This is a genomic window from Pseudomonas sp., from assembly GCF_035277045.1.
Taxonomy (GTDB): domain Bacteria; phylum Pseudomonadota; class Gammaproteobacteria; order Pseudomonadales; family Pseudomonadaceae; genus Aquipseudomonas.
In genome coordinates, this window is record NZ_DATELE010000218.1 from 1 (window position 1) to 5839 (window position 5839).

At 65.0% G+C, this 5839-nt stretch carries 5 protein-coding genes and 1 pseudogene; 3 read left to right on the top strand and 3 right to left on the bottom strand.

The annotated features are described in order from the left end of the window. The 3 genes and pseudogenes from VJS90_RS12390 to VJS90_RS12400 all read right to left on the bottom strand — a co-directional run. A pseudogene (locus tag VJS90_RS12390) lies at nucleotides 1-266 on the bottom strand (hypothetical protein); the annotation flags it as partial. Between the two features lie 14 nt (nucleotides 267-280). Further along, on the bottom strand, nucleotides 281-907 hold the full coding sequence (locus VJS90_RS12395) for a LysE family translocator (protein WP_324121945.1): 627 nt from the start codon (nucleotides 905-907) through the stop codon (nucleotides 281-283). 2 nt (nucleotides 908-909) lie between these two features. Next, nucleotides 910-1686, bottom strand: coding sequence for a YqcI/YcgG family protein (locus tag VJS90_RS12400; protein WP_324121946.1), 777 nt, complete (start codon nucleotides 1684-1686; stop codon nucleotides 910-912). 155 nt (nucleotides 1687-1841) lie between these two features. Here VJS90_RS12400 and VJS90_RS12405 point away from each other — a divergent pair, with 155 nt between their 5' ends. The 3 genes from VJS90_RS12405 to VJS90_RS12415 form a co-directional block, all read left to right on the top strand. Next, nucleotides 1842-2762, top strand: coding sequence for a LysR substrate-binding domain-containing protein (locus VJS90_RS12405; protein ID WP_324121947.1), 921 nt, complete (start codon nucleotides 1842-1844; stop codon nucleotides 2760-2762). Nucleotides 2763-2814: 52 nt separating this feature from the next. Next, entirely contained in the window at nucleotides 2815-5175 is a 2361-nt protein-coding gene (locus VJS90_RS12410) for a DNA polymerase II (protein WP_324121948.1), read from the top strand. 212 nt (nucleotides 5176-5387) lie between these two features. Next, nucleotides 5388-5839 (top strand): DUF4174 domain-containing protein (locus tag VJS90_RS12415; protein ID WP_324121949.1); only part of this gene is annotated, 452 nt, incomplete at its 3' end.

The window sequence follows — 5839 nt, forward strand, 5'->3', positions numbered from 1 at the left end:
GTGAGCAGCGACAGGCATGAGGCAACCGTATGGGCATCGGAGCTGGCGCCGATGCCCAGGGCCGTGGACCCGCCCACCAGGAGGTTGACCCGCGCCGACCCGCCGCGTTCGGCGACCGAGAAACGCTTGCCCGCCAAGTGGCTGTAGCGAAAGCCCAGGGCATCGGTGTTGATAGTGCCCGAACGGTAGCCGCGCTCGTGCGTGGACACCGTATACGGGGCAGGGCGGCTGCCCTGCAGCAGGAACCGCTGGTAGTCCTGCTGCAGCAGCGCGGCGCGGTTCAGAGCGCCAGCTCCCGCATGTTGTAGGCCAGGCCGCCGCAGGCGATCAGCAGCAGCGCGACGCCGGAGGCCAGGCTGATCAGGCGATTGTTGCGTTGCGAAGCGATCTTGCCGATGGCGAAGATGTACAGACTCAGCACGGCGAAGTCGATCACGATCCACAGCAGCGACAGCACCACCATGCTCTTGCCGAACGACTCGGTGATCTGGATGAACTGGGGGAAGAACGAGATGAAGAAGATGATGTCCTTGGGGTTCGAGATGCCGACCATGAACCCGTGCCACAGACCGCCACGATCGGCTTTCACGACGGGCTCGGCGGCATCCGGCGCAGGCGGGTTCCAGGATTCGCGCAGGGTGCTCAGGGCGATGTAGCCGATGAACAGGCAGCCCACCAGGCTCATCGCGCTGAGCCAGGCGCGGTCGATCGCCGCGCTGGTCATGATGATCCAGGCGGCGGCGCCGATCAGCACCAGCGAGGCCCAGTTGGTGCCCAGGGCGGTGAACAGCGCCTTGCGCGAGCCGGAGGCGGCGGCGGTGTTGACGATCAGCGCGACCACCGGGCCGGGGGTCGCGATCAGCAACAGGACGGTAAGGGCGTAAGTCGCGGTCAGGGCAGTATTCACGGTCAGTTCTCGATCTGTTTGTCAGGCGTTGCACGGTGATGGAACGGGCAGCGGGCCAGGTCTGGCGAGCCCGGCTCCTGAAGCTGGTATTGCTTCCATTCGAAGTTGTCGTCCTGGCCAAAGAAGCCAAGGCTGTCGGGCATGATGCCGTCGTTGTAGGCGCGTACACGCTCGCGGATGCGTTCGCGAATGCGCTTGCCGCTTTCGGTCCGGGCGCTGGCCACTTCGTCGAAACTCTCGCGCGGGTTGATCACGAAGACGATGGCATTGCCCAGGTTGCGGCTTTTCATCTGCCGGTGCGCGGGAAAGCTCATGTTGATGAATAGCGGCATGCCGGCATAGCAGAACGACCACTGGTTGTTCTCAGGGTCGGTCGGCACGGACTGCGGCCAGGGGTGCGGGTCGCGCGCATGGACTTTCTGCAGCACCGACCAGGCCAGCGCCTGCTGCTCGGCCAGGGTGTCCAGGCCGCGGGTTTCGAGAAAGGCCAGCAACGGGCTGCCAATGCGCTGCTTGACCGGCACCGGTTCGATGGTGCGGATGTAATCGGCCAGGCCGACGGCGATGTCGTCAGCCAGTTGCTCGGCGCGGGCGAAGACGATGTGGCACGTCTTGGCCGCGACTGCCTTGCGGCCGAACAGGCAGGGGAAGTCAGGGTTGGCGAGCAATGTCTTGAAATGTTCTACGGTCTGGAACGTCCAGTGGTATGGGTGATCAGTATGTTCAGCGGCCAGCTCAAGCGCATCCAGGCGATAGCAGTTTCCATATCCGGTAAACATGGTTGCCCCAGCAGTGTAATTAGCGATCTGATTGGTGATAGGCGGTGTTGGTATTGGTATTAGTTATTTAGATGCATTTTCGGAAAACCCTGATCCGTTGTAAAACGCCTGAAACTATGACCTACTATTAGTCTCACTCATGATCGGAGCCGGCCATGTCGGAACGGATTCAGGCATTGCACGCGCTGCGCGCCTTCGAGGTCGCCTCGCGCTACGGCTCCTTCACCCGCGCGGCCCAAGAACTGGCCCTCACCCAGGGCGCCGTGAGTCATCACGTGAAGACCCTGGAGGCAATGTTCGGCTGCGACCTGTTCGAGCGCCGTGGTCCCAAGTTGTACCTGACCGAACACGGGCGGTTGCTCGCCCAGGAACTCAAGGTCGGTTTCAAGATCATCGAGAACGCCTGCGCGCTCCTGCGCCAGGACCGCAACGGCCTGCGGCTGAAGGCACCCTCGACGCTCACCGTGCGCTGGCTGCTGCGCGCGCTCGACGGCTTCAAGAAGGTCGACAACAACTGCAGCGTGCAGCTGGCGAGCGTGTGGATGGACATCGACTCGGTCGATTTCTATTCCGAGCCCTTCGATTGCGCGATCCTGCTGGGCAACGGCCACTTCCCCGCCGATGTCGAGAGCGTCAAGCTGTTCGACGAGTGGCTGATCCCGGTCTGCCATCCTGACTACATGACCAGCAGCGAGCCGCCCCTGGCGGCCTTGCAGCACTGCGAGATCCTCCATCCATCGCCCGACCGTCGCGACTGGCGCCGCTGGCTGGCGCGGCTGGATGCACTGGACATCAATATCGACCAGGGCCAGGTGTTCGACACCCTTGACCAGGGCATTTCCGCCGCCCAGCAAGGGCTGGGCATCTCGGTGGTCGATCTGGTGCTGGCCAGCGCCGACCTCGCGGCAGGGCGCCTGGTGACGCCCTTCAAGCACGCGGTGGCGACCGGCGATGGCTACTACATGACCTGGCTCAAGGCCAGTCCCAAGGCGAGGCAGATGGACAAGCTGCGCGACTTCCTGATGAGCCAGGTGCCGTCGTTGGCCTACAAGGACATCGACTTCCTGTACGGCTGAACGGGGCAGGGTAGAATCGCCGTCACAGGCGAAACGATTCGAGGTTCAGGTGGTGGAGTTACAGCAGGGCTTCGTCCTGACCCGGCATTGGCATGACACGGCCGAAGGCACCTGCGTGGAGTTCTGGCTGGCCACCGACGAGGGCCCGCGCCGTGTGCGCCTGGCGCCGCAGGACTCGGTGGCCTTCATCCCGGCGGAGCAGGCCGCGCGGGCGAAGGCGCTGTTGCGCGATGAGCGCGGGGTGCAGCTTCGGCCCTTGCAGCTGCGCGACTTCGACCAGCGTCCGGTGGTGGGCCTGTACTGCCCTCAGCATCGCCAGCTGATGCAGCTCGAGAAAACCCTGCGCGCCGCCGGTGTCGAGGTGTACGAAGCCGATATCCGTCCCCCTGAACGCTACCTGATGGAACGCTTCATCACCGCTCCCGTGCAGTTCGGCGGCACGCCGGATGCCCAGGGGGTGCTGTGCAACGCCCAGCTCAAGCCCGCGGCCGGTTACCGACCCACGCTGCGCCTGGCCTCGCTGGACATCGAGACCACCGAGCGCGGTGAGCTCTACAGCATTGGCCTCGAAGGCTGTGGCCAACGCGTGGTGTACATGCTCGGGCCCGCCAATGGCGATGCCAGCGCGCTTGATTTCGACCTGCAGTACCGCGCCACCCGGGCCGAACTGCTCGAGTGCCTGAACCAGTGGCTGGCTGATCACGACCCGGACGTGATCATCGGCTGGAACGTGGTGCAGTTCGACCTGCGCGTGCTGCAGGAACACGCGACGCGCCTGCAGGTGCCGCTCTACCTGGGCCGCGACGGCTTGCCCGCGACCTCGCGCGAGCAGGGCAGCCGCGCGCACTTCTTCATCAACACCCCGGGCCGGCTGGTGATCGACGGCGTCGAGGCGCTGCGCTCGGCGACCTGGAGTTTCCCTTCGTTCAGCCTGGAAAACGTCTCGCAGACCCTGCTCGGCGAAGGCAAGGCCATCGACACGCCGTACCAGCGCATGGACGAGATCAACCGCATGTTCCGCGAGGACAAGCCCGCCCTGGCCCGCTACAACCTCAAGGACTGCGAGCTGGTCACGCGGATCTTCGCCCACACCCGGCTGCTCGACTTCCTGCTCGAACGGTCCACGGTCACCGGGCTGCCGGTCGACCGCAGCGGCGGCTCGGTGGCCGCCTTTTGCCACCTGTACATGCCGCTGATGCATCGCCAGGGCTTCGTCGCGCCCAACCTCGGGTCGCGGCCCGACGAGGCCAGCCCTGGCGGCTTCGTCATGGACTCACGCCCGGGCCTGTACGAGTCGGTGCTGGTGCTGGACTACAAGAGCCTGTATCCCTCGATCATCCGCACCTTCCTGATCGACCCGGTCGGGTTGGTGGAAGGCCTGCGTGAGGCGGATCCGCAGCACGCCGTCGAGGGCTTCCGTGGCGCCTGGTTCTCGCGCAGCCGTCACTGCCTGCCGGCCATGGTCGAGCGGGTGTGGCAAGGCCGCGAGGCGGCCAAGCGCGAAGGCAACGCGCCGCTGTCGCAGGCGTTGAAGATCATCATGAACGCGTTCTATGGCGTGCTCGGCTCCAGTGGCTGCCGCTTCTTCGACCCGCGCCTGGCGTCGTCCATCACCATGCGCGGGCACCAGATCATGCGGCGCACCCGCGAACTGATCGAAGCCCAGGGGTTCGATGTGATCTACGGCGATACCGACTCGACTTTCGTCTGGCTCAAGCGCGCGGTGGATGAAGCCGAGGCCGCGCGAATCGGCCGCGGCCTGGTCGAGCAGGTCAACGCCTGGTGGCGCGAGCACCTGCGTGACACCCTGGGCCTGGAGAGCGCGCTGGAGCTGCAGTTCGAGACCCACTACACACGCTTCTTGATGCCCACCATCCGCGGCACCGACGAGGGCAGCAAGAAGCGCTATGCCGGGCTGGTACAGCGCGCTGATGGCGAGGACGAGATGGTGTTCAAGGGCCTGGAGTCGGTGCGCACCGACTGGTCGCCACTCGCCCGCGAGTTCCAGCAGGCGCTGTACGGGCGTATCTTCCGCCGCCAGCCATACCGCGAATGGCTGCGCGAATACGTGCGCGCCACCCTGGCGGGCGAGCATGACACGCTGCTGATCTACCGCAAGCGCTTGCGCCGCCCGCTGGACGACTACGAGCGCAACGTGCCGCCGCATGTACGCGCCGCGCGCCTGGCGGACGAGTACAACCTCTTGCACAAGCGTCCCCGGCAATACCAGCGAGGGGGCTGGATCCGCTATGTGATCACCACGGCCGGGCCCGAACCGCTGGAGAACCGCCAGTCACCGATCGACTACGAGCATTACCTGAGCCGCCAGCTGCAGCCGATCGCCGATGCCATCCTGCCGTTCGTGCAGGATGATTTCACCACCCTGGTCAGCCGCCAGATCTCGCTGTTCTGAGCGGCAGCCAGGGGCGTGCCGCCCGCCCGTTTCACGGTGTCTGAACTATGCTCAGAAACACAAGGACACACGGAATCCGTGACGGCCGGGCTTGGTAATCGAAAGTTACGTTTGCGCGTCGCAGTGGCCGTCGTGAGTGGTTTACGCTCGCTCGTCGGATTTTTTGACCACATCTGTAGTCTTTGAGTTACGGAAACGTTAAGGAGATGCGCATGCTCGTTCGGTCACTCACCCTCGCCGCCCTGTTCGCTGTCGCCGGGTCCGCCCTGGCTGCCGATGCAGATGCCCCATTGACCCAGGACCTGGGCAAGGCACGGCCATTGGTGGTCATCGCGCCCAGTTCCGCCGACCCGACCCTGCGCGGCCTCACCGAGGCACTGAAGGACCCCGCCACCCAGGCCGCCTTCAAGGAGCGCAGCCTGGTGCTCTACAGCGTCGCCGGCATGGTCGGCAAGCGCGAGGACAAGAACCTCGAGCAGCAGACCACCATGGCCTTGATCCGCGAGCTCAAGCTTGGCGCCAGCAAGGGCACCAAGGTGATCCTGATCGGCAAGGATGGCGAGCGGCACATGCTCAAGGACGATGAAGGGGGTGAGAAGCTAGAGCCGCAGGCCATCTTCACGGCCGTGGACCAGTTGCCGGCGACCGAGAAGGCCGTCACGGC

Excerpts from the sequence above, each read along its gene's own strand:
- VJS90_RS12400 (WP_324121946.1), bottom strand. The coding sequence starts at position 1,686 with ATGTTTACCGGATATGGAAACTGCTATCGCCTGGATGCGCTTGAGCTG.
- VJS90_RS12405 (WP_324121947.1), top strand. The coding sequence starts at position 1,842 with ATGTCGGAACGGATTCAGGCATTGCACGCGCTGCGCGCCTTCGAGGTC.